The following is a 23,407-nucleotide window of genomic DNA, read 5'->3' as shown; positions in this document are numbered from 1 at the left end:
ACGGACCGCCGTCCGGCGGCCCGAGCCGAGCATGCCAGGGGACGCCCCACGCGCGCAGGGTGGCGCCGGTGCCCCCGGTGGGCGGTGCCGGAGGCACGCTGAGTGGGTGCGCTGCGGAGGCGCTTAGGGAGGCGCTGAGGGGGCGCGCTGAGGGGCCGTGCTGGGGCGCGCTGAGGAGTGTGCCGGGCGTGGGCGGGCGTGCCGCGCCGGTGGGCGACGGAGCGGGCCCCCGGGGGCGTCAGGACGGCGCCGTCGAGCGACGAGGCGGGCCCCGCTGGGCGTCGGGCGGGGCGCCGGAGGGTGCCGGGGGTGGGTGCCGGCGGGCGACAGGGCGGAGGCGCCGGTGGGCGACAGGGCGGAGGCGCCGGTGGGGCGGCCGCGTGGGTTTCGGGGACGGGGACGGCGTAAGGGCCGCTGCCCCCGAGCGGCTGCGGCCCTTACGCGCGTGAAGAGGTGCGTCGGACGCTCAGAGCACCCGCACGGCGCCGGTGGGCGGGTCGTACGACAGCGGGCGCTCCACCACGCCCGTGGAGGGGTTCTGCGCGCCCACGAACATACCGTCGCCGACGTACACCGCGACGTGGTACGCGCTGCCCGCGCCGCCCCAGTACAGGATGTCGCCCGGCTGCAGGTTGCTCAGCGAGACCTGGGTGCCGGCGGTCGACTGGTCCTGGGAGACGCGCGGCAGGCTGATGCCGATCTGCTTGAACGCCGTCTGCACCAGACCGGAGCAGTCGTAGGCCGAGGGGCCGCTGGCGCCGGAGACGTACGCCTTGCCGACCTGCGCCTTGACGAAGCTGACGATCGCGGCGGCCGAGCCGGTCGCCGTGGACGAACCGGTGGAGGTCGACGTGGACGAGCCGGTGGAAGTGGAGACGGAGGTGGAGTCACCGCCCACCGTGGCGGAGAGCGTGGTCCGCTGCGCGCTGCGCGAGGCATGGGCGGCGGCCTCCTTGCGGGCCTCCTCCTGGGCCTTCTTCCTGGCCTCAGCAGCCTTCTTCCTGGCCTCGGCGAGGTCCGCCTTGGCCTGCTTCGCGGCCTTTGCGGCAGCCGCGTCACGCTCGGCCTGCAGCTGGTAGTGCGCGGCGGCCTGTTCGGTGGCGTCCGCGGACTGGGCCGCCTGAGTGGCCAGGTCGGCCGTCAGGGTGGGGAGTTCGAGGGTCTGCGTCACCGGCTCGGCCGCGTTCGCCGAGCCGGACGCCCCGGCGACGGCCAGGGTGCTGAGGACGCCACCGGCAACTCCGGCCCGCACGGCGAGGGTCGACGCGCTGCGGCGGGGCTTCCGGTGGCTGCGTATGTGAGCGGTGTGGGACATGGGAACAACCGGTACCAGGGGCTCCTTCATATCTTCAAGAAACGTGTGCTGCGCCACAGTTGTTCAATCGAGACCCGGAAAGCCGGGCGTGTCGCTCTTTATTGACGCCGTAACGGACATTGCGGGCGCCCGTGATCAAGCCCTTGATCACGGTCTTTGATCATTACGTCCGAATTGCCCCGCGCCTACCACTGGTTGGGATGGTTGGCCAAGCCCGGTTCTCATGGACCTCTCATGCGTGTGGCGGAGGTCACGGAACGGTCACCGGAATCCCGGCGTCCCGCGTGTGCGGCCCTCGTGAACGCACGCACGCGCCCCGGCCCGCGTCCACATCCGCTCCGCCCCTCCCTCTGAGGTGTGAACGCGGCCCACTATCAGCCGTCCCCGTCCAGCGCCAATTTGCATGCAACGGAACTCTCTTGATATTGAGGCGACCCCTCTGGCCTGGGGTGACAAGCAGGAATGTCACTTCTGGTGATCAAGTGAACGCTTCGGGTGTGAAGATCACCCATAATCCGACTTCATGATCCTTCGTCAGGTGGTGGAGATCACAAAGCTTGTGGAATACCCCGTGTCGCAGATCACAGAGCGGCAGGCATAAGATGCGAGGCAGTTGGGCTTGTGACCTGCTTCACATGTTCTCGATCTTCGCCCGGGACGAGCGGGGCTCGTGGGACCGGTGAGGCGGGTGTGAGTCCAGCGCAACCTCCCCCAAGGTCTCGGCTTGGGTCGACCAGGGGGGAACCCGCATGCAGTCAGTGCCGACTGAGAGGAGCGAGGAGCGGTGAACGCGTATGCGCCCATCCTCGTACTGGGAGCCCTCGGGGCAGGCTTTGCGATCTTCTCCGTGGTCATGGCCACGCTGATCGGTCCGAAGCGGTACAACCGCGCGAAGCTCGAGGCCTACGAGTGCGGCATCGAGCCGACCCCCACGCCGGCCGGCGGCGGGCGCTTCCCCATCAAGTACTACCTGACGGCGATGCTCTTCATCGTCTTCGACATCGAGATCGTCTTCCTCTACCCCTGGGCCGTCACCTTCGACGCCCTGGGGATCTTCGGGCTCGTGGAGATGCTGCTCTTCGTGCTCACCGTCTTCGTCGCCTACGCGTACGTGTGGCGGCGCGGCGGCCTGGAATGGGACTGAGGGGCCTTTAACGACATGGGACTCGAAGAAAAGCTGCCGAGCGGCTTCCTGCTCACCACCGTCGAGCAGGCCGCGGGCTGGGTGCGCAAGGCGTCCGTCTTTCCGGCCACCTTCGGCCTGGCCTGCTGCGCCATCGAGATGATGACCACCGGCGCCGGACGCTACGACCTCGCCCGCTTCGGCATGGAGGTCTTCCGCGGCTCGCCGCGCCAGGCCGACCTGATGATCGTCGCCGGCCGGGTCAGCCAGAAGATGGCGCCCGTCCTGAGGCAGGTCTACGACCAGATGCCCAACCCCAAGTGGGTGATCTCCATGGGCGTCTGCGCCTCCTCGGGCGGCATGTTCAACAACTACGCGATCGTCCAGGGCGTCGACCACGTCGTCCCGGTCGACATCTATCTCCCCGGCTGCCCGCCCCGGCCGGAGATGCTCATGGACGCGATCCTCAAGCTCCACCAGAAGATCCAGTCTTCCAAGCTCGGCGTGAACGCCGAGGAAGCGGCCCGGGAGGCGGAGGAGGCGGCGCTCAAGGCCCTGCCCACCATCGAGATGAAGGGGCTGCTGCGGTGAGCGACGCGAACGGCACCGACGGTGCGAACAGCACCAACGGTGTGAACGGCACCAACGGCACCAACGGCACCAACGGCGCGACCGGCGCGAACGGTTCCTCGAACGGGGTGAACCCCGAGAAGGACCTCTCCGCCTCCAACCTCCCCGGCCAGCGCGGCCAGGGCGGCGAGGAGATCCGCGTCCAGCGCGGGATGTTCGGCGCGGACAACGGCGGCGACACCTCCGGCTACGGCGGCCTGGTCCGCTCGGTCCGACTCCCGGGACCGGCGACCCGCCCCTACGGCGGCTGGTTCGACGAGGTCGCCGACGAACTCGAGGGCGCCCTGGAGGAACAAGGACTCCTCCCCGGGAACGCCATCGAGAGGACGGTCGTCGACCGCGACGAGCTGACCTTCCACATCGAACGCGAGCACCTGCTCCGGGTCGCCCGCACCCTGCGCGACGACCCTGCCCTGCGCTTCGAGCTGTGCACCGGCGTCAGCGGCGTCCACTACCCGCACGACAAGGGGCGCGAGCTGCACGCCGTCTACCACCTGCGCTCGATCACCCACAACCGGCTGATCCGCCTGGAGGTCAGCGCCCCCGACGGCGACCCGCGCATCCCGTCCCTGGTCCCTGTGTACCCGACCAACGACTGGCACGAGCGCGAGACCTACGACTTCTTCGGCATCGTCTTCGACGGTCACCCGGCCCTGACGCGGATCATGATGCCGGACGACTGGCAGGGCCACCCCCAGCGCAAGGACTACCCCCTCGGCGGCATCCCCGTCGAGTACAAGGGCGCCCAGATCCCGGCTCCGGACCAGCGGAGGTCGTACTCGTGAGCACGCAGTCAGCATCCGCCGCGTCGGCCGCGTCCGCACGCGAGACCACCGAGGGCACCGTATATACGGTCACCGGTGGCGACTGGGACGAGGTCGTCCAGTCCGCGGCCCGCGCCGACGACGAACGCATCGTCGTCAACATGGGTCCGCAGCACCCGTCCACCCACGGGGTGCTCCGCCTGATCCTGGAGATCGAGGGCGAGACGGTCACCGAAGCCCGCTGCGGCATCGGCTACCTCCACACCGGCATCGAGAAGAACCTCGAGTACCGCACGTGGACGCAGGGCACCACCTTCGTCACGCGCATGGACTACCTGACGTCCTTCTTCAACGAGACCGGCTACTGTCTCGCCGTCGAGAAGCTCCTCGGCATCGAGGACCAGATCACCGAGCGCGCCAAGATCATCCGAGTGCTCCTGATGGAGCTGAACCGGATGTCCTCCCACCTGGTGTGCATCGCCACCGGTGGCATGGAACTGGGCGCCACCACGATCATGATCTACGGCTTCCGTGATCGTGAAATGATTCTCGACCTCTACGAGCTCATCACGGGCCTGCGCATGAACCACGCGTACATCCGGCCCGGCGGACTCGCCCAGGACCTGCCGCCCGGCGCGGTGGACCAGATCCGCGAGTTCGTGAAGAAGATGCACAAGAACCTCCCGGAGTACGACAAGCTCGCCACCGGGAACCCCATCTTCAAGGCCCGCATGCAGGACATCGGCTATCTCGACCTCGCCGGCTGCATGGCCCTCGGCGCCACCGGCCCGATCCTGCGCTCCACCGGTCTGCCGCACGACCTGCGCAAGGCGCAGCCGTACTGCGACTACGAGACGTACGACTTCGACGTCCCGACCGCCGACACCTGCGACGCCTACGGCCGCTTCCTCGTCCGCCTGGAGGAGATGCGCCAGTCACTGCGGATCGTCGAGCAGTGCCTGGACCGGCTCCAGCCCGGCCCGGTCATGGTCGCCGACAAGAAGATCGCCTGGCCCGCCCAGCTCGCCCTGGGACCGGACGGACTCGGCAACTCCCTCGACCACATCAAGAAGATCATGGGCACCTCCATGGAGGCCCTGATCCACCACTTCAAGCTGGTCACCGAGGGCTTCCGCGTCCCGCCGGGACAGACGTACGCGGCCGTCGAGTCCCCCAAGGGCGAACTCGGTGTGCACGCCGTCTCCGACGGCGGCACCCGCCCCTACCGGGTCCACTTCCGCGACCCGTCCTTCACCAACCTGCAGGCCATGGCGGCGATGTGCGAGGGCGGCCAGGTCGCCGACGTCATCGTCGCCGTCGCGTCCATCGACCCCGTGATGGGAGGCGTCGACCGGTGACCACCTCTTCTTCGGAGCGGGGCGTCAGCCTGGGCATGCCCGAACTGCCCGCACCCGCCTACCCGGCCGACGTCCGGGCCCGGCTGGAGGCGGACGCGCGCGAGGTGATCGCGCGCTACCCGGACTCCCGGTCCGCCCTGCTGCCGCTGCTCCACCTCGTGCAGTCGGAGGAGGGCCATGTCACGCGCACCGGAATGCGGTTCTGCGCGGACATGCTGGACCTGACCACGGCCGAGGTCACCGCGGTCGCCACCTTCTACACCATGTACCGCCGCAAGCCCTCCGGTGACTACCAGGTCGGCGTCTGCACCAACACGCTGTGCGCGGTGATGGGCGGCGACGCGATCTTCGAGACCCTCCAGGAACACCTGGGCGTCGGCAACGGCGAGACCACCGACGACGGCAAGGTCACCCTGGAGCACATCGAGTGCAACGCGGCCTGCGACTACGCGCCGGTCGTGATGGTCAACTGGGAGTTCTTCGACAACCAGACACCGGCGAGCGCCAAGCGCCTGGTCGACGACCTGCGCGCGGGTCAGCCCGTCGAGCCCACGCGAGGGGCCCGGCTGTGCACGTTCAAGGAGACCGCGCGGATGCTGGCCGGCTTCCCCGACGAGCGGCCCGGGGCCGTCGAGGAGAGCGGCAGTGCGGGACCCGCGTCACTGGTGGGCCTTCGCCTGGCAAGGGGAGAGGCCGCACCCGCGCGCGTGGTCCATCCGCGCGGAGGTCCGCATGAGGAACCGCAGGACAGGGTGCACGAGCCCTCGCCGGCCGAGCACCTCAGTTCCCATGACGCGCCGCAGGAGACATCGGCCTCCGACCCCGCCCACCCCGCAGGGCCTGCCGCAGAGGAGGGGGAGTGATGACCGTGGCAGCCGAACTCAAGGACTCGAGCCCCGAGAAGCTGCTCGCACCCGTGCTGTCGGCCTTCTGGGACGAGGACCGGTCCTGGACTCTGGACGTCTACCGGAGGCACGAAGGGTACGAGGGGCTCCGCAAGGCGCTCGCCATGTCACCGGACGACCTGATCGCGTACGTCAAGGACTCCGGGCTGCGAGGCCGCGGCGGCGCGGGATTCCCGACCGGAATGAAGTGGCAGTTCATTCCGCAAGGTGACGGAAAACCGCACTATCTAGTTGTCAACGCCGACGAGTCGGAGCCGGGCACCTGCAAGGACATCCCGCTCCTCTTCGCGAACCCGCATAGCCTCATCGAGGGCATGGTGATCGCGTGCTATGCCATCAGGTCGTCGCATGCCTTCATCTATCTGCGTGGTGAAGTCGTCCCCGTTCTGCGGCGGTTGCACGAGGCCGTGCGCGAGGCCTATGCGGCGGGCTACCTCGGCGAGAACATCCTGGGCAGCGGACTCGACCTCCAGCTCACCGTGCACGCGGGTGCGGGCGCGTACATCTGCGGTGAGGAGACCGCACTGCTCGACTCGCTCGAAGGCCGCCGTGGTCAACCGCGGCTCCGTCCCCCCTTCCCTGCGGTGGAAGGCCTCTACGCCTGTCCGACTGTGGTGAATAACGTCGAGTCGATCGCGTCGGTTCCCGCCATCCTGAAAAACGGGAAAGACTGGTTCAGGTCGATGGGCAGCGAGAAGTCCCCGGGCTTCACGCTCTACTCCCTCAGCGGCCACGTCGCCAGCCCCGGCCAGTACGAGGCCCCCCTCGGCATCACCCTGCGCCAGCTGCTCGACATGAGCGGCGGCATGCGGCCGGGCCACCGGCTGAAGTTCTGGACGCCGGGCGGTTCCTCGACGCCGATGTTCACCGACGAGCACCTCGACGTCCCCCTGGACTACGAGGGCGTGGGCGCCGCCGGCTCCATGCTCGGCACCAAGGCCCTGCAGTGCTTCGACGAGACGACCTGCGTGGTGCGGGCCGTCACCCGCTGGACGGAGTTCTACGCCCACGAGTCCTGCGGCAAGTGCACCCCCTGCCGCGAAGGGACGTACTGGCTGGTGCAGCTGCTGCGGGACATCGAGGCGGGCAAGGGCAGCAGGTCCGACCTCGACAAGCTCGCCGACATCGCCGACAACATCAACGGCAAGTCCTTCTGCGCCCTCGGTGACGGCGCCGCATCCCCGATCTTCTCCTCGCTGAAGTACTTCCGCGAGGAGTACGAGCAGCACATCACGGGCCGGGGCTGCCCCTTCGACCCGGCCAAGTCGACGGCCTGGGCGGACCGCCCGGAGGTGAACGCATGACCCTGACCACCAGCGCCCCCAGCGGAGGGGGAGAGGCGGCGGTCCCGCCGGAAGACCTCGTCACGCTGACGATCGACGGCGCCGAGATCAGCGTGCCCAAGGGCACCCTGGTCATCCGGGCCGCCGAACAGCTCGGCATCGAGATCCCCCGGTTCTGCGACCACCCCCTCCTGGACCCGGCAGGCGCGTGCCGCCAGTGCATCGTCGAGGTCGAGGGCCAGCGCAAGCCGATGGCGTCCTGCACGATCACGTGCACGGACGGCATGGTCGTGAAGACCCAGCTCACCTCGCCGGTCGCCGAGAAGGCCCAGCACGGCGTGATGGAGCTGCTGCTCATCAACCACCCGCTGGACTGCCCGGTCTGCGACAAGGGCGGCGAGTGCCCGCTGCAGAACCAGGCGATGTCACACGGCAGCGCCGAGTCCCGCTTCGAGGGAAAGAAGCGGACCTACGAGAAGCCCGTGCCCATCTCCACCCAGGTGCTGCTCGACCGCGAGCGGTGCGTGCTGTGCGCCCGCTGCACCCGCTTCTCCAACCAGATCGCCGGCGACCCGATGATCGAACTGGTCGAGCGGGGCGCGCTCCAGCAGGTCGGCACCGGCGAGGGCGACCCGTTCGAGTCGTACTTCTCCGGCAACACCATCCAGATCTGCCCGGTCGGCGCACTCACCTCGGCCGCCTACCGGTTCCGCTCCCGCCCCTTCGACCTCGTCTCCTCGCCGTCGGTCTGCGAGCACTGCTCCGGTGGCTGCGCCACCCGCACCGACCACCGGCGCGGCAAGGTCATGCGGCGGCTCGCCGCGAACGATCCCGAGGTCAACGAGGAGTGGCTCTGCGACAAGGGGCGCTTCGCGTTCCGCTACGCGCAGCAGAGGGACCGCCTCGAGACCCCGCTCGTCCGCAACGCCGACGGCGTCCTCGAACCCGCCTCCTGGCCCGAGGCGCTCCAGGCGGCCGCCGAGGGCCTGACCGCCGCCCGCTCCAGGGCCGGTGTCCTCACCGGCGGCCGGCTGACCGTCGAGGACGCCTACGCGTACAGCAAGTTCGCGCGCGTGGCGCTCGACACCAACGACATCGACTTCCGCGCGCGCGTGCACAGCGGCGAGGAGGCCGACTTCCTGGCGGCCCGGGTGGCGGGCCGCGGCCGTGACCTCGACGGTACGGGCGTCACGTACACCTCCCTGGAGGCGGCGCCCGCCGTGCTGCTGGCCGGCTTCGAGTCGGAGGAGGAGGCACCCGGTGTCTTCCTGCGGCTGCGCAAGGCCTGGCGCAAGCACAAGCAGCAGGTGTTCACGCTGGCCACGCACGCCACCCGCGGCCTGGAGAAGACCGGCGGCACACTGCTGCCGGCCGCTCCGGGTACCGAGACGGAGTGGCTGGACGCCCTCGCCAGCGGTGTCGGCCTGGAGGAGCCCGGCACACGCGCCGCCGAGGCCCTGCGCGCCGAAGGCGCGGTCATCGTCGTCGGCGAGCGGCTCGCCTCGGTCGCCGGCGGACTCACGGCCGCCGTACGCGCCGCCGCCGCCACCGGCGCCCAGCTGGTGTGGATCCCCCGCCGGGCCGGGGAGCGCGGCGCCGTCGAGGCGGGCGCGCTGCCCGCACTGCTGCCGGGAGGCCGCCCGGCCACCGACCCCCGCGCGCGGGAGGAGGTCGCCGCCGCCTGGGGGCTCGCGGAACTGCCCCTGCGCTATGGCCGCGACACCCACCAGATCGTCGAGGCCGCCGCCAGCGGCGAAATCTCCGCGCTCGTGGTCGCCGGTGTGGAGGTCGCCGACCTGCCCGATCCGGCACGCGCGCGTGAGGCGCTGGACAACGTCGGCTTCCTGGTGTCGCTGGAGCTGCGGCCCAGCGAGGTCACCGAACGCGCGGACGTCGTCCTGCCGGTCGCCGCGGTCGCCGAGAAGGCGGGCACCTTCCTCAACTGGGAAGGGCGGGTGCGCTTCTTCGAGGCCGCGCTCAAGCCCGACCACATGACCCGCCGGCTCGCGCCGACCGACGCGCGCGTGCTGCAGATGCTCGCCGACGCCATGGACGTCCACCTGGGCCTGCCGGATCTGCGCACCACGCGCGCGGAGATCGACCGGCTCGGCCCCTGGGACGGCCCCCGCGCCGGCGACCCCACGGAGCCCGCGGGCGTGCTGCCCCGTCCGGCCGTGGGAGAGGCCGTACTCGCCGGGCACCGGCTCCTGCTCGACCTGGGCGTCCTCCAGGAGGGCGACGAGGCGCTCGCCGGAACCCGGCACGCCGCCCGCGCGCGCGTGTCCGCCGCGACGGCCGCCGAGGCGGGCGTCGCGGACGGCGACATCCTGACCGTCACCGGCACCGCCGGCACGGTCGCCCTGCCGGTCCGGATCACCGAGATGCCCGACCGGGTGGTCTGGCTCCCGCTGAACTCCGCGGGCGCCGGCGTCGCCTCCGACGCCGGGGCACGGCCCGGCTCCCTCGTCCGTATCGGCCCGGCGGCAGTCGCCGCAGGAGCCCCCAAGGAGGTGGAGGCATGAACACGTATCTCGCCGCTGAAGACCTCTCGATGTTCGGCCGCGACCCCTGGTGGCTGGTCGTCGTCAAGGCGGTGTTCTGCTTCGCCTTCCTGATGGTGACGGTGCTGTTCTCCATCGTCTGGGAACGCAAGGTCGTCGCCTGGATGCAGCTGCGCATCGGCCCGAACCGCCACGGCCCCTGGGGCATGCTCCAGTCGCTCGCCGACGGCGTGAAACTGATGCTCAAGGAAGACCTCATCGTCAAACGCGCGGACAAGGTGGTCTACGTCCTCGCGCCGATCGTCGCGGCCATCCCGGCCTTCATGGCGATCGCGGTGATCCCGTTCGGGCCGGCCGGCAACGAGATCTCGATCTTCGGCCACCGCACCACGATGCAGCTCACCGACCTGCCGATCGCGATGCTCTACATCCTCGCGGTCGCCTCGGTCGGCATCTACGGCATCGTGCTGGCGGGTTGGAGTTCCGGATCCACCTACCCGCTCCTCGGCGGCCTGCGCTCCTGCGCGCAGATGATCTCCTACGAGATCGCCATGGGCGCCGCGTTCGCCTCCGTGTTCCTCTACTCGGGGTCGATGTCGACGTCCACGATCGTCGAGCAGCAGCACGACCGCTGGTACATCCTGCTGCTGCCGGTCTCCTTCATCCTCTACATCGTCACGATGGTCGGCGAGACCAACCGCGCCCCCTTCGACATGCCGGAGTCCGAGGGCGATCTGGTCGGCGGCTTCAACACCGAGTACTCCTCGATCAAGTTCGCGATGTTCATGCTCGCCGAGTACGTCAACATGGTGACGGTCTCGGCCGTCTCGGCCACCCTGTTCCTCGGCGGCTGGCGCGCCCCCTGGCCGGTCAGCAGCTTCTGGGAGGGCGCGAACCACGGCTGGTGGCCTCTGCTCTGGTTCGTCGTCAAGGTCCAGCTGCTGCTGTTCTTCTTCATCTGGCTGCGCGGCACGCTCCCGCGCGTCCGCTACGACCAGCTCATGAAGCTCGGCTGGAAGGTCCTCATCCCGGTCTCCGTGACCTGGCTGATGCTGGTCGCGACCGTCCGCGCCCTGCGCAACGAGAACTACGACTTCGCCGACATCGCCCTCTACGTCGGCGGCGGTGTCCTCGCCCTGCTGCTGATCTCCTTCGTCGCCGACATGTTCCGCGAGAAGGCGAAGACGGCCGAGCAGGCCCCCGAACAGCAGGCCTTCGACCCGATGGCGGGCGGTTTCCCCGTCCCGCCGCTGCCCGGACAGGAGCTGCCGCCCGTGCCCAGGCGCCGCCCGCGCGGCGAGCGAGAGCTGATTGTCAGTGGCGGACCGGACACTGTCAGTGACGGAACTTCGGATGGAAAGGAGGCGTCCGATGGCTGAGGAGCCTCAGGAGTCCGGGCAGACCAAGCCCGGCTTCCAGAACCCCGTGGCCGGCTTCGGCGTGACCTTCAAGGCCATGTTCAAGAAGCGGCTGACCGAGCAGTACCCGGAGCAGAAGAAGACCACGGCTCCACGGTTCCACGGACGGCACCAGCTCAACCGCCATCCGGACGGCCTGGAGAAGTGCGTCGGCTGCGAGCTGTGCGCCTGGGCCTGCCCCGCCGACGCCATCTACGTGGAGGGCGCCGACAACACCGACGAGGAACGCTACTCGCCGGGCGAGCGGTACGGCCGCGTCTACCAGATCAACTACGCCCGCTGCATCCTGTGCGGACTGTGCATCGAAGCGTGCCCCACGCGCGCGTTGACGATGACGAACGAGTTCGAGCTGGCCGACTCCAGCCGCGCCAACCTCATCTACACCAAGGAGCAACTGCTCGCCGGCCTCGAAGAGGGCATGGTCGACTCCCCGCACTCGATCTTCCCGGGGACGGACGAGCAGGACTACTACCGCGGCCTGGTGACACACGCCGCGCCCGGCACCGTCCGGCAGGTCGCCGTCTCCAAGGGCGAGGTCCCCCAGGAGGCCACCTCCACCTTCGGCGAGGACGAGCCGGCCTCGGAGAAGGTGATCGGCCGATGATGACGCATCACCTCGCCGCCTACACCACCTCCACCGGTGAGGCCTTCCAGTTCTGGGTCCTCGGCACGATCGCGGTGATCGGCGCCCTGTGCACCGTCTTCATGAAGAAGGCCGTGCACAGCGCGCTCTGCCTCGCCGGGACCATGATCGTCCTGGCGGTGTTCTACCTCGCCAACGGCGCCTACTTCCTCGGGATCGTGCAGATCGTCGTCTACACCGGCGCGATCATGATGCTGTTCCTGTTCGTGGTGATGCTCGTCGGCGTCACGGCGGCGGACTCCCTGAAGGAGACCATCAGGGGTCAGCGCTGGCTGGCCCTTCTGTGCGGCGTCGGGTTCGGTGTCCTGCTGTTCACCGGCATCGGCAACGCCTCCCTGAAGGAGTTCAACGGCACCGGCAAGGCGAACGCGAACGGCAATGTCGAGGGCCTCGCGACCCTCATCTTCACCAAGTACGTCTTCGCCTTCGAAATCACCGGCGCGCTGCTCATCACGGCCGCCGTCGGCGCCATGGTGCTCACCCACCGCGAGCGCACGGAGCGCGCCAAGACCCAGCGTGAACTGTCCGAACAGCGCATCCGCGAGGGCGTCCACATCCCGCCGCTGCCCGCCCCCGGCGTCTACGCCCGGCACAACGCCGTGGACATCGCGGGCCTGCTGCCCGACGGCAGCCCCTCGGACCTGACCGTCAGCAAGACGCTGCGCGAACGCGGCCAGATCCGCGACGTGTCCACCGAGGCGCTCAACGACCTGCGGGCGCTGGAGCAGCGCGCGGAGGAGCGCCTGGAGCGCAGGGCGATCCAGCCGGAGACGTTCAAGCGGCCCGAGGAGGCGTCGAAGTGAACCCGGTCAACTACCTCTACCTCGCCGCCCTGCTGTTCACGATCGGCGCGACCGGCGTCCTCATCCGGCGCAACGCCATCGTGGTCTTCATGTGCGTCGAGCTGATGCTGAACGCCTGCAACCTCGCGTTCGTCACCTTCTCCCGGATGCACGGCAACCTCGACGGACAGATCATCGCCTTCTTCACGATGGTCGTCGCCGCCGCGGAGGTCGTGGTGGGCCTCGCGATCATCGTGTCGCTGTTCCGCACCCGCCACTCGGCCTCGGTCGACGATGCCAGCCTGATGAAGCTGTAAGGGGTCGGAAGAATCGTGGAGAACCTGATCGCGCTGCTCATCGCGGCGCCCCTGCTCGGAGCGGCCGTTCTGTTGACCGGCGGCCGGCGTCTGGACCGCGTCGGCCACTGGATCGGCACGCTCCTGTCGACCGCCTCCTTCGTGTTCGGCCTGATCCTCTTCGCCGATCTGCTCGGCAAGGGAGCCGAACACCGCACGCTCGTCAAGCACCTGTTCAGCTGGGTCCCGGTGGCCGGCTTCCAGGCGGACGTCACCTTCCGCCTGGACCAGCTGTCGATGACGTTCGTCCTGCTCATCACCGGTGTCGGCTCACTGATCCACCTGTACTCGGTCGGGTACATGGAGCACGACGAGCGGCGCCGCCGCTTCTTCGGCTACCTGAACCTGTTCCTTGCGGCGATGCTGCTGCTCGTCCTCGCCGACAACTACCTGCTGCTGTACGTCGGCTGGGAGGGCGTCGGTCTCGCGTCGTACCTGCTGATCGGCTTCTGGCAGCACAAGCCCAGCGCCGCCACCGCCGCGAAGAAGGCCTTCCTGGTCAACCGCGTCGGCGACATGGGCCTGTCGATCGCGATCATGCTGATGTTCACCACCTTCGGCAGCTTCGCCTTCGGCCCGGTCCTCACCCACACCGGCGACGCCTCCGAGGGCAAGCTCACCGCGATCGGCCTGATGCTGCTGCTCGCCGCCTGCGGCAAGTCCGCCCAGGTGCCGCTGCAGTCCTGGCTCGGGGACGCCATGGAGGGCCCGACCCCGGTCTCGGCCCTGATCCACGCCGCGACGATGGTGACCGCGGGTGTCTACCTGATCGTCCGCTCCGGCGCTGTCTTCAACGCCGCTCCCGACGCCCAACTGGCCGTCACCGTCGTCGGGGCGGTCACGCTCCTGTTCGGTGCGATCGTCGGTTGCGCCAAGGACGACATCAAGAAGGCGCTGGCCGGCTCGACCATGTCGCAGATCGGCTACATGGTCCTCGCGGCCGGCCTCGGCCCCATCGGCTACGTCTTCGCGATCATGCACCTGGTGACGCACGGCTTCTTCAAGGCCGGGCTGTTCCTCGGTGCCGGCTCCGTGATGCACGGCATGAACGACGAGGTCGACATGCGCCGCTACGGCGGCCTGCGCAAGTACATGCCGGTCACGTTCATCACGTTCGGCCTGGGCTACCTCGCGATCATCGGCTTCCCGGGCCTGTCCGGCTTCTTCTCCAAGGACAAGATCATCGAGGCGGCGTTCGCCAAGGGCGGCACCGAGGGCTGGATCCTCGGCGGCGCGGCCCTGCTGGGCGCGGCCATCACCGCTTTCTACATGACGCGCGTGATGCTGATGACGTTCTTCGGAGAGGAGCGTTGGAGGAACCAACCCACTCGCTCCCCGGAGGCGCCGAGCGCCGAGCCCGCCGCCGAGGGCCGCGGCGAGCACAGCGAGCCGCACCCGCACGAGTCCCCGTCGGTCATGACGATCCCCATGATCGTGCTGGCCGTCGGATCGGTCTTCGGCGGCGCCTTCTTCAGCATCGGTGACCGCTTCCTGCACTGGCTGGAGCCGGTCACCGGCCACAGCGAGGGCGACTCCCCGCTGAGCGCCGCCGTGGTCACCGGCGCGACCATGGTCTGCCTGGTCATCGGCGTGGCCATCGCCTGGGCGCAGTATGGCCGCAAGCCCGTCCCGGCCGTCGCCCCGCGCGGCTCGCTGCTCACCCGCGCGGCCCGTCGCGACCTGCTCCAGGACGACTTCAACCACGTCGTCCTGGTGCGCGGCGGTGAACACCTGACGCGGTCCCTGGTGTACGTCGACCACACCCTGGTGGACGGCGTCGTCAACGGCACGGCGGCCGGCTTCGGCGGTCTCTCCGGACGGCTGCGCCGGCTCCAGAACGGCTTCGCCCGCTCCTACGCGGTCTCGATGTTCGGCGGTGCGGCACTCCTCGTCGCCGCGACCCTGCTGATGAGGGCGGTCTGATACCGATGTCCTTTCCTCTGCTGACAGCGACGGCGGTGCTCCCGGCCCTGGGGGCGGTCGCCACGGCCGCCGTACCGGCCCGGCAGCGCACCGCCGCCAAATGGCTGGCCCTGCTGGTCTCGCTCGCCACGCTCGCCCTGGCGATCGTCGTCCTGGTTCGCTTCGACCCGGACGGCGCCCGCTACCAGCTCACCGAATCCCACGCCTGGATCAAGGACTTCGGGGTCAGGTACGAGCTGGGCGTCGACGGCATCGCGGTGGCGCTGATCGCGCTGACCACCGTACTGATGCCGTTCATCATCCTCGCGGGCTGGCACGACGCCGACCCGCTGGAGACCGGCAGCCGCCGCTGGCGGCCCACCCAGGGCTTCTTCGCGCTGATCCTGGCGGTCGAGGCGATGGTGGTCATCTCCTTCGAGGCCACCGACGTCTTCCTCTTCTACATCTTCTTCGAAGCCATGCTCATCCCGATGTACTTCCTCATCGGCGGCTTCGGGGACCGTGCCCACGAGCACGGCGAGGAGACGGCCGCCACGCAGCGGTCGTACGCCGCGGTGAAGTTCCTCCTCTACAACCTCGTCGGCGGCCTGCTCATGCTGGCCGCGGTGATCGGCCTCTACGTGGTCGCCGGAAACTTCAGCCTCCAGCAGATCGCCGAGGCCCGTGCGAACGGCTCGCTGCACATGGCGACCAGCACCGAACGCTGGCTGTTCCTCGGCTTCTTCTTCGCCTTCGCGGTGAAGGCGCCACTGTGGCCGCTGCACACCTGGCTGCCCAACGCCATGCAGGAGTCCACCGCACCGGTCGCCGTCCTCATCACCGCGGTCGTCGACAAGGTGGGCACGTTCGCGATGCTCCGCTTCTGCCTCCAGCTGTTCCCGGAGGCCAGCAAGTGGGCGACGCCCGTCATCCTCGTCCTGGCCCTCATCAGCATCGTCTACGGCGCGCTGCTCGCCGTCGGCCAGCGGGACATCAAACGCCTGGTGGCCTACGCGTCGATCTCGCACTTCGGCTTCATCGTCATGGGCATCTTCGCGATGACCAGCCAGGGCCAGTCCGGTGCCACCCTCTACATGGTCAACCACGGCATCTCCACGGCCGCGCTGATGCTGGTCGCCGGCTTCCTGATCTCCCGGCGCGGCTCGCGGCTCATCGCCGACTACGGAGGCGTGCAGAAAGTCGCCCCGGTGCTCGCCGGCACCTTCCTGATCGGCGGCCTCGCCACCCTCTCGCTGCCCGGACTCGCACCGTTCGTGAGCGAGTTCCTGGTTCTGGTCGGCACGTTCACGCGCTATCCGGTGATCGGCATCATCGCCACCTTCGGCATCGTCCTCGCCGCGCTGTACGTCCTCGTGCTGTACCAGCGGACGATGACGGGACCGGTGAAGCCGGAGGTCTCCGCGATGCCCGACCTCCGCGCGCGCGAGCTGGTCGTCGTTGCGCCGCTGATCGTCCTGCTGATCTTCCTGGGCGTCTACCCGAAGCCCGTCACGGACATCGTCAACCCGGCGGTCAAGCAGACCATGTCCGACGTACACAAGAAGGACCCCAAGCCCGAGGTGGAGGCCGCCAAGTGAGCGCATCAGCCGTCCACAGCCTGTGGACAACCGCGGCCGAACCGATCTCGAAGATCGACGCGCCGAAGATCGAATACGGACAATTGTCGCCGACGCTGATCGTCGTCGGTGCGGCGCTGGTCGGGGTGCTCATCGAGGCATTCGTGCCGCGCAGGTCCCGCTACTACGCGCAGGTGTTCGTGTCCGTCGTAGCCCTGTGCGCCGCGTTCGCCGCGGTCGTCGCGCTCGCGGCCGACGGATTCGGTACCACCAAGGCGCACATCGCGGCCATGGGCGCGATCGCGGTCGACGGCCCGGCCCTCTTCCTGCAGGGCACGATCCTGCTGGCCGGCCTGGTCAGCCTGTTCACCTTCGCCGAGCGGCGCCTCGACCCGGCGGCACACGGCAACCGCGTCGACTCCTTCGCCGCACAGGCCGCCTCCGTACCCGGCAGCGACAGCGAGAAGGCGGCGGTGAAGGCCGGCTTCACCACCACCGAGGTCTTCCCGCTCCTGCTCTTCGCGATCGGCGGCATGCTGGTCTTCCCCGCCGCCAACGACCTGCTGACCCTGTTCGTGGCCCTGGAGGTGCTCTCCCTCCCGCTGTACCTGCTGTGCGCGCTGGCCCGCCGCAAGCGGCTCATGTCGCAGGAGGCCGCGGTCAAGTACTTCCTGCTGGGCGCGTTCGCCTCGGCGTTCACGCTGTTCGGCATCGCGCTGCTGTACGGCTACGCGGGCTCGGTGTCGTACGCGCGCATCGCCCAGGTCGTCGACGGCACGGCCACGAACATCGACCCCGCGCTCGCCGGCACCATGGGCAACGACGCGCTGCTCCTGATCGGCGGCGCCATGCTCGTGATGGGCCTGCTGTTCAAGGTGGGCGCGGTGCCGTTCCACATGTGGACGCCCGACGTCTACCAGGGCGCGCCCACCCCGGTCACCGGCTTCATGGCCGCGGCGACGAAGGTGGCCGCCTTCGGCGCGCTGCTGCGCCTGCTCTACGTCGTCCTGCCCGGGCTGCGCTGGGACTGGCGGCCGGTCATGTGGGCCGTGGCGATCGTCACCATGCTGGGCGGCGCGATCGTCGCCATCACCCAGACCGACATCAAGCGGCTGCTGGCGTACTCGTCCATCGCGCACGCCGGATTCATCCTCGCGGGTGTCATCGCCACGTCGAAGGACGGCGTCTCGTCCGTCCTCTTCTACCTGGCGGGTTACTCCTTCGTGACGATCGGCGCCTTCGCGGTGGTCACGCTGGTGCGGGACGCGGGCGGCGAGGCCACCCACCTGTCCAAGTGGGCCGGCCTCGGCCGCCGCTCGCCGCTGGTGGCGGCCGTGTTCGCGGTGTTCCTGCTGGCCTTCGCCGGCATCCCGCTGACCTCCGGGTTCGCCGGGAAGTTCGCCGTGTTCAAGGCGGCGGCGGACGGCGGCGCGGTCCCGCTGGTCGTGATCGGTGTGATCTCCTCGGCCATCGCCGCGTTCTTCTACATCCGCGTGATCGTGCTCATGTTCTTCAGCGAGCCCAAGCCGGAAGGCCCCACCGTCGCCGTGCCGTCCCCGCTGACCATGACGACGATCGGCGTGGGCGTGGCGGCGACGCTGGTCCTCGGCGTGGCGCCCCAGTACTTCCTGGACCTGGCGAGCCAGGCGGGAGTGTTCGTGCGCTGAACCGCACCGCTGACACACCGCTGCCCGGCACCCCCGCTCGCGGGGGTGCCGGGCAGCGGTGTGTCCTGGGCCTCACTGACTCCCGTCGCGGCGGACCTTGATCTGGGTGACGTCGAGGTCCACCGGGAACGGCACCTCCAGCCTCATGCGCTCGCGGAAGATGCCGGTGCCGGTGTACGCGCCGGTGGCCGGCTCCAGCTCGAAGGCGTGGACCGGTATCGACGGGAAACAGGCAGGCCCTTCCTCGAACACGTGGACGACGATCGTGCGCTTGACGTGAGTGATCCCCCGAACCTGTGGATAACTCCGAGGCTGTCGGTCCGGACCCCTATGGTGGAGGCAGCGGTCGAGAGACGACACACGGGGGACCGACGGGGGACAGGACGATGGGCGTGACGGGCGGGATCAGCGAAATGCCACAGGTGACCGAAGGGCCGGACGCGGCCGACAGCGAGGCCCGGGCCACCCTGCACCGGATCTTCGGATACGAGGCCTTCCGGGGCGAGCAGCAGGCGATCATCGAGCACGTAGTGGCGGGCGGTGACGCCCTCGTCCTCATGCCGACCGGCGGCGGCAAGTCGCTGTGCTACCAGATCCCGGCCCTCGTCCGGCCCGGCACCGGCGTGGTCATCTCGCCGCTGATCGCCCTCATGCAGGACCAGGTGGACGCCCTGCGCGCCCTCGGCGTGCGCGCCGGCTTCATCAACTCCACCCTGGACTTCGACGAGCGTCGCATGGTCGAGGCCGAGTTCCTGGCCGGCGAGCTGGACCTGCTCTACCTGGCCCCGGAGCGCCTGCGCCTGGACGCCACCCGGGACCTGCTCTCGCGCGGCAAGATCTCCGTCTTCGCGATCGACGAGGCGCACTGTGTCTCCCAGTGGGGCCACGACTTCCGCCCCGACTATCTCACCCTGTCCCTGCTCGGCGAGCGCTGGCCGGACGTCCCGCGGATCGCCCTCACCGCCACGGCCACCCGCGCCACCCACGAGGAGATCACCCAGCGGCTGAACCTGCCGACGGCCCGCCATTTCGTCGCCAGCTTCGACCGCCCCAACATCCAGTACCGGATCGTGCCCAAGGCCGACCCCAAGAAACAGCTGCTCGCCTTCCTCCGGGAGGAGCACGCGGGCGACGCCGGCATCGTGTACTGCCTCTCGCGCAACTCGGTCGAGCGGACGGCGGAGTTCCTGACCGCCAACGGCGTCGAGGCGGTGCCCTACCACGCGGGTCTGGACGGGGCCACGCGCGCGGCGCACCAGTCCCGGTTCCTGCGTGAGGACGGCCTGGTCGTGGTGGCCACCATCGCCTTCGGCATGGGCATCGACAAGCCGGACGTACGCTTCGTCGCCCACCTGGACCTGCCCAAGTCGATCGAGGGCTACTACCAGGAGACCGGCCGGGCCGGCCGTGACGGCCTGCCGTCCACGGCCTGGATGGCCTACGGCCTGAACGACGTCATACAGCAGCGCAAGCTGATCCAGTCCGGTGAGGGCGACGAGGCGTTCCGCCGCCGGGCCGCCTCCCACCTGGACGCCATGCTCGCGCTGTGCGAGACCGCCCAGTGCCGTCGCGGCCAGCTCCTCGCCTACTTCGGGCAGGACCCCGACACCGCGGCATGCGGCAACTGCGACACGTGCCTCACCCCGCCGGAGACCTGGGACGGCACGGTCGCCGCCCAGAAGGCGCTGTCCACGGTGGTGCGGCTGCAGCGGGAACGCGGACAGAAGTTCGGCGCGACGCAGATCGTCGACATCCTGCTCGGCAAGCGCACCGGCAAGGTGATCCAGTTCGACCACGACCAGCTGTCCGTCTTCGGAATCGGCGAGGACCTCACCGAGGGCGAGTGGCGGGGCGTCATCCGGCAGCTGCTGGCCCAGGGGCTCCTCGCGGTCGAAGGGGAGTACGGCACCCTGGTGCTCACCGAGGCCAGCGGCTCGGTACTGCGGCGCGAACGCGAGGTACCGCTGCGCAAGGAGCCGAAGAAACCGGCCGCCTCCCGGTCGCGGTCCGCCGGTACCTCCACGGGCTCCGGCAAGGCCAAGGCCGCCGCGGCCGAGCTGCCCGACACGCTGCTGCCCGCCTTCGAGGCCCTGCGGGCCTGGCGTGCCGAGCAGGCCCGGGAACAGGGCGTCCCGGCGTACGTCATCTTCCACGACGCCACCCTGCGGGAGATCGTGACCCGGTGGCCCGGTTCGGTGCGGGAACTGGGCACGGTGGGCGGAGTCGGCGAGAAGAAACTGGCGACGTACGGGGAGGGCGTGCTCAAGGTGCTGGCCTCCCTGGACGGGACTCCACCGGCCGCCGCCGACGCTCCGGACACCGACTGGCCCGAGCCGGCCGACGAGCCGGGGCCAGAGCCGGACGACTGGATATAGCCGCCCGGCCCGGGCCCGTGGGGTGCGGGGCTCACAGCCCCCGTGCCGCATAGGCGCGCACGTCCGCGTCCGAGTCGGCCGTGGCCGTGGCGAGGGCTGCTCTGGCCTCGGACGTGCTCCGGTGCCGGCTCAGGGCCAGGACCGCCGCCTTGCGGACATCGGCGTTCGCGTCGGCCAGGGCCTTGGCGAGAGCGTCCACGGCCGTGTCGGCGGGTGCGGCCGACAGCGCGGTCGCGGCACCGGACCGGACCTGCCAGGCGGGATCGGACAGGGCGGCCACGGCACGGGCGGCGAGCCGTGGCGGGCAGCCGGTGGCGGCCAGCGCACCGAGTGCGGCGCCGCGCACCAGCGGATCGGCGTCTTCGGTGAGCCGGTCCAAAGCGGCGGTCAGCAGGTGCCGGTCGGAGGCGACGGCGCTCCCCGAGCCGACGGTGGCCAGGGACTTGGCCACGGTGACCCGGACCTCCCGGGAGGGATCGTCCGCCGCGCCCACCAGTGGCCGGACCGCGTCCACCGAGACGAGCGCCCGTACGGCCTCCGTCCGGACCGCGATGTCGGGATCGTCCAGCGCAGACGCGAAGACCGCGGCCTCGCCGAGCCGCAGTGCTCGCAGCACATCGAGGGCGGCGGCGCGGACCACCGGGTCGGCCAGGGCGAGGGCACCGGTGAGAGCGGCGCCCAGGGCGGGTTCGGCCGGCAGCGTCTCGACGAGTTCGCGCAAGGAGGCGGCGGCGGTCGCGCGGACCTCGGTATCGGGGTCGGCGAGCGCACAGGCGAGGGCCTGCCCGGTGCCGGGTGGCACGGTCTCCGTGAGCACCGAGACGGCCGTACGCCGCACCGCGGGATCGGAGTCCGCCAGGTAGGGCTCGAGCACGGCGAGTTCGGCCTCCGCCTCGGCCAGTTCCAGCAGCTCCAGCAACCGGGGTGAAGCGGAGCCGCCGGCACTCGTCAGGGCTGCGGAACCGGCGGCACGCGCGGGTGCGGACTCCGCGGCCACCGGCGCCATCTCGCGCGGACCGGCCGTGGCCACATGCTCGGCTCGGACCTCGCCCAGATACCGGGAGGGACCGCCGACAGGCGTGAACCCCTCCACCGGAACCAGATAGGCAGCCACGGGGCGAGCCGTGAACTCCATCGCGCCAGAGGGGGACTTGTGCAGATCGAGATGGTGGAACCAGGAGGCGTCGTCGCGCTCGGGGTGGTCGAGACGTTCGTGATAGAGGCCCCAGCGCGACTCGGTACGGGCCAGGGAAGCGCGGGCGGCCATCTCCGCGCAGTCGCGTATGAAGGTGACCTCGGCGCAGCGCATCAGCTCGTGCGGGGTACGGGCACCCATCGCGTCGATGTCGGTGCGCATCCGCTCGAACGCCTCCAGCGCGAGGGAGAGCCGCGCGCCGGACTTGGGCGGTGCCACGTAGTCGTTCACGAAGCGGCGCAGCTTGTACTCGACCTGGGGCTGCGGCGGGCCGTCCGGGTTGCGCAGCGGACGGTAGATCAGCTCGTGCGCCTCGCGCACCTGGTCCGCGGGAAGCTCACCGCCGTAGGCCGTGCACCGGGCGGCGTCGGCACCGGCGAGGTCCCCGAAGACAAAGGCGCCGATCATGTAGTTGTGCGGGACGCAGGCGAGGTCGCCGGCGGCGTACAGACCGGGGACGGTCGTGCGCCCGTGGTCGTCGACGCGTACGCCGGACGCGGAATGGCCGCCGCACAGGCCGATCTCGGAGATGTGCATCTCGACGTCGTGGGTGCGGTAGTCGTGCCCGCGGCCGGCGTGGAAGGTACCCCGGGTGGGCCGCTCGGTGGAGTGCAGGATCGACTCCAGCGCGGAGACCGACTCCTCGGGCAGATGGCTGAGCTTGAGGTAGACCGGGCCGCGGTCGCTGGCGACCTCGGCGGCGAACTCGGCCATCATCTGCCCGGACCAGTAGTCGGAGTCGACGAAGCGCTCACCGTGCCGGTTGACCTGGTAGCCGCCGAAGGGGTTCGCGACGTAGGCGCAGGCCGGCCCGTTGTAGTCCTTGATCAACGGATTGATCTGGAAGCACTCGATACCGGTCAGCTCGGCGCCCGCGTGGTAGGCCATGGCGTACCCGTCACCGGCGTTGGTGGGGTTCTCGTAGGTGCCGTAGAGGTAGCCGGAGGCGGGCAGGCCGAGCCGGCCGCAGGCACCGGTCGCGAGGATCACCGCACCGGCCCGGACGGTGACGAAGGCGCCGGTACGGGTGTGGAAACCGACGGCACCCACGGCTCGTCCCCCGGCGGTGAGCACACGGACCGGCATCACCCGGTTCTCGATCCGGATCCGCTCCCGCATCTCGCGCCGCCGCAGCTGCCGGTACAGGACCTTTTTGACGTCCTTGCCCTCTGGCATCGGCAGTACGTACGAGCCGGAGCGGTGCACCTGGCGGACCGCGTACTCGCCGTGCTCGTCCTTCTCGAACTTGACCCCGTACGACTCCAGCCGCTGCACCATCGCGAAGCCGCGAGTGGCGGTCTGGCGGACGGTGGACTGGTCGACGATGCCGTCGTTGGCGCGGGTGATCTCGGCGACGTAGTCATCGGGCTCGGCACGGCCGGGGATGACCGCGTTGTTCACGCCGTCCATGCCCATGGCGAGCGCGCCGGAGTGCCGCACGTGGGCCTTCTCCAGCAGCAGGACGTTCGCGCCGCGTTCGGCGGCGGTCAGGGCGGCCATGGTGCCGGCGGTGCCGCCGCCGACGACGAGGACGTCGCAGATCAGCTCCTCGGCGTCGGTGACGGCGGGAATCTTCAAGGGGGTGGGCGCGGGGGTGGTCACCGGGATGCCTT

Annotated in this window: 17 protein-coding genes and 1 pseudogene; 15 read left to right on the top strand and 3 right to left on the bottom strand. The window is 69.9% G+C overall.

Annotation, left to right across the window (positions count from 1 at the left end):
- Positions 1 to 466 precede the first annotated feature (466 nt).
- Entirely contained in the window at positions 467 to 1,315 is an 849-nt protein-coding gene (locus tag AB0B40_RS05390; RefSeq protein WP_345057484.1) for a C40 family peptidase, read from the bottom strand.
- A gap of 784 nt (positions 1,316 to 2,099) precedes the next feature.
- Here AB0B40_RS05390 and AB0B40_RS05385 point away from each other — a divergent pair.
- The 14 genes from AB0B40_RS05385 to nuoN all read left to right on the top strand — a co-directional run bounded on the left by AB0B40_RS05385 (position 2,100) and on the right by nuoN (position 18,224).
- Entirely contained in the window at positions 2,100 to 2,459 is a 360-nt protein-coding gene (locus AB0B40_RS05385; RefSeq protein WP_003992243.1) for an NADH-quinone oxidoreductase subunit A, read from the top strand.
- A 15-nt stretch (positions 2,460 to 2,474) separates the two neighbouring features.
- Positions 2,475 to 3,029: an NADH-quinone oxidoreductase subunit B gene (locus AB0B40_RS05380; protein ID WP_030174336.1), complete on the top strand. Its 555-nt coding sequence runs from the start codon at positions 2,475 to 2,477 to the stop codon at positions 3,027 to 3,029.
- Between the two features lie 107 nt (positions 3,030 to 3,136).
- A complete protein-coding gene (locus tag AB0B40_RS05375; RefSeq protein ID WP_362263142.1) occupies positions 3,137 to 3,853 on the top strand; it encodes an NADH-quinone oxidoreductase subunit C in 717 nt (238 codons plus the stop codon).
- The gene (locus tag AB0B40_RS05370; protein WP_345057489.1) at positions 3,850 to 5,190 is read left to right on the top strand and encodes an NADH-quinone oxidoreductase subunit D; all 1,341 of its coding nucleotides are present in this window, start codon (positions 3,850 to 3,852) and stop codon (positions 5,188 to 5,190) included. Before AB0B40_RS05375 ends, AB0B40_RS05370 begins: the two co-directional genes overlap by 4 nt.
- The gene (gene nuoE, locus AB0B40_RS05365; protein ID WP_345057491.1) at positions 5,187 to 6,053 is read left to right on the top strand and encodes an NADH-quinone oxidoreductase subunit NuoE; all 867 of its coding nucleotides are present in this window, start codon (positions 5,187 to 5,189) and stop codon (positions 6,051 to 6,053) included. Before AB0B40_RS05370 ends, nuoE begins: the two co-directional genes overlap by 4 nt.
- Positions 6,050 to 7,399: an NADH-quinone oxidoreductase subunit NuoF gene (gene nuoF, locus AB0B40_RS05360; RefSeq protein ID WP_345057493.1), complete on the top strand. Its 1,350-nt coding sequence runs from the start codon at positions 6,050 to 6,052 to the stop codon at positions 7,397 to 7,399. The genes nuoE and nuoF overlap by 4 nt, the downstream gene beginning before the upstream one ends.
- On the top strand, positions 7,396 to 9,900 hold the full coding sequence (locus tag AB0B40_RS05355) for an NADH-quinone oxidoreductase subunit G (protein WP_362262988.1): 2,505 nt from the start codon (positions 7,396 to 7,398) through the stop codon (positions 9,898 to 9,900). The genes nuoF and AB0B40_RS05355 overlap by 4 nt, the downstream gene beginning before the upstream one ends.
- Entirely contained in the window at positions 9,897 to 11,258 is a 1,362-nt protein-coding gene (gene nuoH, locus AB0B40_RS05350; RefSeq protein WP_345057499.1) for an NADH-quinone oxidoreductase subunit NuoH, read from the top strand. The genes AB0B40_RS05355 and nuoH overlap by 4 nt, the downstream gene beginning before the upstream one ends.
- Positions 11,251 to 11,901 (top strand): NADH-quinone oxidoreductase subunit NuoI, encoded by a 651-nt coding sequence (nuoI, locus tag AB0B40_RS05345; protein WP_345057501.1) that lies wholly within the window; start codon positions 11,251 to 11,253, stop codon positions 11,899 to 11,901. The genes nuoH and nuoI overlap by 8 nt, the downstream gene beginning before the upstream one ends.
- Positions 11,901 to 12,743 (top strand): NADH-quinone oxidoreductase subunit J, encoded by an 843-nt coding sequence (locus AB0B40_RS05340; RefSeq protein WP_345057572.1) that lies wholly within the window; start codon positions 11,901 to 11,903, stop codon positions 12,741 to 12,743. The genes nuoI and AB0B40_RS05340 overlap by 1 nt, the downstream gene beginning before the upstream one ends.
- Positions 12,740 to 13,039 carry an NADH-quinone oxidoreductase subunit NuoK gene (gene nuoK, locus AB0B40_RS05335; protein WP_030742982.1) on the top strand — a complete coding sequence of 100 codons (300 nt, stop codon included), beginning with the start codon at positions 12,740 to 12,742 and terminating at the stop codon, positions 13,037 to 13,039. The genes AB0B40_RS05340 and nuoK overlap by 4 nt, the downstream gene beginning before the upstream one ends.
- 15 nt (positions 13,040 to 13,054) lie before the next feature.
- Complete coding sequence (gene nuoL / locus AB0B40_RS05330; protein ID WP_362262984.1) at positions 13,055 to 15,001, top strand: NADH-quinone oxidoreductase subunit L; 1,947 nt, start codon at positions 13,055 to 13,057, stop codon at positions 14,999 to 15,001.
- 5 nt (positions 15,002 to 15,006) lie between these two features.
- Positions 15,007 to 16,578 (top strand): NADH-quinone oxidoreductase subunit M, encoded by a 1,572-nt coding sequence (locus AB0B40_RS05325; protein WP_345057505.1) that lies wholly within the window; start codon positions 15,007 to 15,009, stop codon positions 16,576 to 16,578.
- Positions 16,575 to 18,224: an NADH-quinone oxidoreductase subunit NuoN gene (nuoN, locus tag AB0B40_RS05320; protein WP_362262980.1), complete on the top strand. Its 1,650-nt coding sequence runs from the start codon at positions 16,575 to 16,577 to the stop codon at positions 18,222 to 18,224. Before AB0B40_RS05325 ends, nuoN begins: the two co-directional genes overlap by 4 nt.
- Positions 18,225 to 18,296: 72 nt before the next feature.
- Here the strand turns inward: nuoN and AB0B40_RS05315 are convergent.
- Positions 18,297 to 18,437 (bottom strand): annotated as a pseudogene (locus tag AB0B40_RS05315) (Uma2 family endonuclease); the annotation flags it as partial.
- 173 nt (positions 18,438 to 18,610) lie between these two features.
- On the opposite strand from AB0B40_RS05315, the gene recQ reads away from it, so the two are divergent.
- Positions 18,611 to 20,599, top strand: coding sequence for a DNA helicase RecQ (recQ, locus tag AB0B40_RS05310; protein WP_362262977.1), 1,989 nt, complete (start codon positions 18,611 to 18,613; stop codon positions 20,597 to 20,599).
- A 31-nt stretch (positions 20,600 to 20,630) separates the two neighbouring features.
- Here recQ and AB0B40_RS05305 read toward each other — a convergent pair whose 3' ends face one another.
- Positions 20,631 to 23,396, bottom strand: coding sequence for a fumarate reductase/succinate dehydrogenase flavoprotein subunit (locus tag AB0B40_RS05305; protein ID WP_362262974.1), 2,766 nt, complete (start codon positions 23,394 to 23,396; stop codon positions 20,631 to 20,633).
- Positions 23,397 to 23,407: the final 11 nt, after the last annotated feature.

Origin of the sequence: Streptomyces sp. NPDC042638, assembly GCF_040647235.1 — a bacterium.
GTDB lineage: Bacteria > Actinomycetota > Actinomycetes > Streptomycetales > Streptomycetaceae > Streptomyces > Streptomyces rameus.
This window is presented reverse-complemented; position numbering and strand designations above follow the sequence as displayed.

What these genes read in the sequence shown, in the direction of transcription:
- AB0B40_RS05355 (WP_362262988.1), top strand. Translation starts at nt 7,396, where the DNA reads ATGACCCTGACCACCAGCGCCCCCAGCGGAGGGGGAGAGGCGGCGGTC.
- nuoI (WP_345057501.1), top strand. Translation starts at nt 11,251, where the DNA reads ATGGCTGAGGAGCCTCAGGAGTCCGGGCAGACCAAGCCCGGCTTCCAG.
- AB0B40_RS05325 (WP_345057505.1), top strand. Translation starts at nt 15,007, where the DNA reads ATGTCCTTTCCTCTGCTGACAGCGACGGCGGTGCTCCCGGCCCTGGGG.
- recQ (WP_362262977.1), top strand. Translation starts at nt 18,611, where the DNA reads ATGGGCGTGACGGGCGGGATCAGCGAAATGCCACAGGTGACCGAAGGG.
- AB0B40_RS05380 (WP_030174336.1), top strand. Translation starts at nt 2,475, where the DNA reads ATGGGACTCGAAGAAAAGCTGCCGAGCGGCTTCCTGCTCACCACCGTC.
- nuoH (WP_345057499.1), top strand. Translation starts at nt 9,897, where the DNA reads ATGAACACGTATCTCGCCGCTGAAGACCTCTCGATGTTCGGCCGCGAC.
- AB0B40_RS05340 (WP_345057572.1), top strand. Translation starts at nt 11,901, where the DNA reads ATGACGCATCACCTCGCCGCCTACACCACCTCCACCGGTGAGGCCTTC.
- AB0B40_RS05390 (WP_345057484.1), bottom strand. Translation starts at nt 1,315, where the DNA reads ATGTCCCACACCGCTCACATACGCAGCCACCGGAAGCCCCGCCGCAGC.